3 protein-coding genes are annotated in these 2122 nt (G+C 27.6%); all 3 read left to right on the plus strand.

The genetic code is table 11. From position 1 onward, the window contains the following. The first annotated feature begins 340 nt into the window (after window positions 1-340). The 3 genes from ES044_RS19120 (at window position 341) to ES044_RS18115 (ending at window position 1985) form a co-directional block, all read left to right on the plus strand. Complete coding sequence (locus tag ES044_RS19120) at window positions 341-580, plus strand: PH domain-containing protein (protein ID WP_223269287.1); 240 nt, start codon at window positions 341-343, stop codon at window positions 578-580. Between the two features lie 677 nt (window positions 581-1257). After that, window positions 1258-1608, plus strand: a complete 351-nt coding sequence (locus ES044_RS18110) for a hypothetical protein (protein ID WP_147120790.1) — start codon at window positions 1258-1260, stop codon at window positions 1606-1608. 26 nt (window positions 1609-1634) lie between these two features. After that, window positions 1635-1985: a hypothetical protein gene (locus tag ES044_RS18115; RefSeq protein WP_147120789.1), complete on the plus strand. Its 351-nt coding sequence runs from the start codon at window positions 1635-1637 to the stop codon at window positions 1983-1985. The last annotated feature ends 137 nt before the right edge of the window (window positions 1986-2122 follow it).

Raw genomic sequence — 2122 nt, forward strand, 5'->3', positions numbered from 1 at the left:
CAACACCGTATATAATTTATTGCTGGCTTCTCGCCTACTTACGAAAGTCCTCGCGGACTTTCTTGGTCGGTAATTATTTACTAAATTAGTTGCTTGAAACACGCAACAAACCATATACAAAAACGTTGCCAGTAATTTAAGAAAAACCGAAAACCGAATGAAAATATATAAACCAAATAAAAAAGGACTTATCAATTATCTACTAATTGGTTCTGTAATTTTACCAATGATTATATTCTTTCTTGACAAGAATACTTTCACGGAAAAACCTTTTATTCTTTTGCCCTTATTGAGTCCATTAATTTTAATATTTTAGATTTATTTTGACACGTATTATAAAATTGAAAATAACGAATTGATTTATCGCTCTGGATTTTTAAGAGGAAAAGTGGAAATTCCTACGATAAAAGAAATTCTGAAAGGAAAAACTATGTGGAGCGGAATAAAACCTGCATTAGCGAAAAATGGACTTATTATAAAATTTAATAAATATGATGAAATTTATATTGCACCTGAAAGTAATAACGAATTGATTTCGGACTTATTAAAATTAAATTCAGAAATAAAAATAACGGAATGAAAATTTGAACGAATAAAAACTACTGGCAACACCGTGTATAATTAATTGCTAGTTTTAGCTTATTTACGAAAGTCCAAACGGACTTTCTTGGTTCATGTTTTATTTACTAAATTACTGTCTTAAAACACGCAAAAAATCATACACAAACACGTTAGCTTTCATTGACCACTCAAATTCTGAAATGGAATATATAGTTTTAAAATCTTGATTTTTAAAGAAAAAACTAAAAAATGTGGAACACTCTCTCGCCCGGAAAATTTTGCGAATATTGAGCAAAATTTGAATTTATAAAACGTGTGAATCTACTCAAACTCTGAAAATCAGTTTGGCGGAATTCTTACTCAAAAGCTGAATTTAGAAAGTTTGCGGAATTGAGTAAAATGCGAAAAATCTGAATTGCGGAATTTACTCAAACTCTGAATTGAAAATTTGGCGGAATAATCACTCAAAAGTTAAATTCTGAAAAATTAGAAAACTGAAATAAAACAGAATTATAAACTGAAAAAACAACGAAAAGCTAACACCGTATAAAAATAATTGCTAAATTAGTACTTTACCAAAGGTAGTTGCATTTTTGCGTACTGCTGAATTTCCGTTGGAAATTCCTCGCACACAAAACCGCAACTATTCTTATACAAACACGTTGTAAACAATGCAAAAAAAAAATCCGAACGAAAATGAAATATGCTGAATTTAATATAGAATCGAATAAAATAGAATTCTTAAACTCTGCTTTCGGAATTGAAAGTGTTTTATTAAACGGAAAAATGATTTCTAAAAAATTCTCTTTTTCTGGAATTAAACATATTATAAAACTGAATTCAGACAATTTGACATTGGAATCAAAATACCAACAATTCAACAAAAGAGAAATTAAACTTGAATTGAAAAAAAATGGGAAATTATTAGAAAAACAAATTGTACAAGCTGACAAAAAGCAAAGAATTTATTGGATGTTAATCGGAACAGCTTTCGGAATCGGAGCATATGAACTGCTGAATTTTCTCTTTGAAAACGTGAATTTATAAACAAAATAATTTATTTAAATATAAAAATGGAAATAAGCGAAAAAGATCAAAAATGGTTTGACAGTTTGAAAATTGGAAAATTAGTTCATAATTTAATGACAATAATTTTACAAAAAAACTTAATAACTGAAAATGAAATAAAGAATTTACTTGAAAAAGAATATTCTAAATTCAATTTTAACGTAATATTTCCTATCTTAAAAAAAGTAGATAATAATATTTCTTTGAAAGAAAACCGAATGATTTATGGTAATCAAAGATATTATGCAAACCCAATTAAAAATAAGGAAATAGAATATTTACTTACAAATGAATGGAAAGAATTTCATCTTGAAAATTTTATAAATTGGTTGAAAAATAAAGTAAAAGATATATAAGCACAGTTTACAACACCGTATATAATTTATTGCTGGCTTCTCGCCTACTTACGAAAGTCCTCGCGGACTTTCTTGGTCGGTAATTATTTACTAAATTAGTTGCTTGAAACACGCAACAAACCATATACAAAAACGTT

The sequence above is a fragment of the Polaribacter sp. IC066 genome (assembly GCF_007997085.1).
Classification (GTDB): domain Bacteria; phylum Bacteroidota; class Bacteroidia; order Flavobacteriales; family Flavobacteriaceae; genus Polaribacter.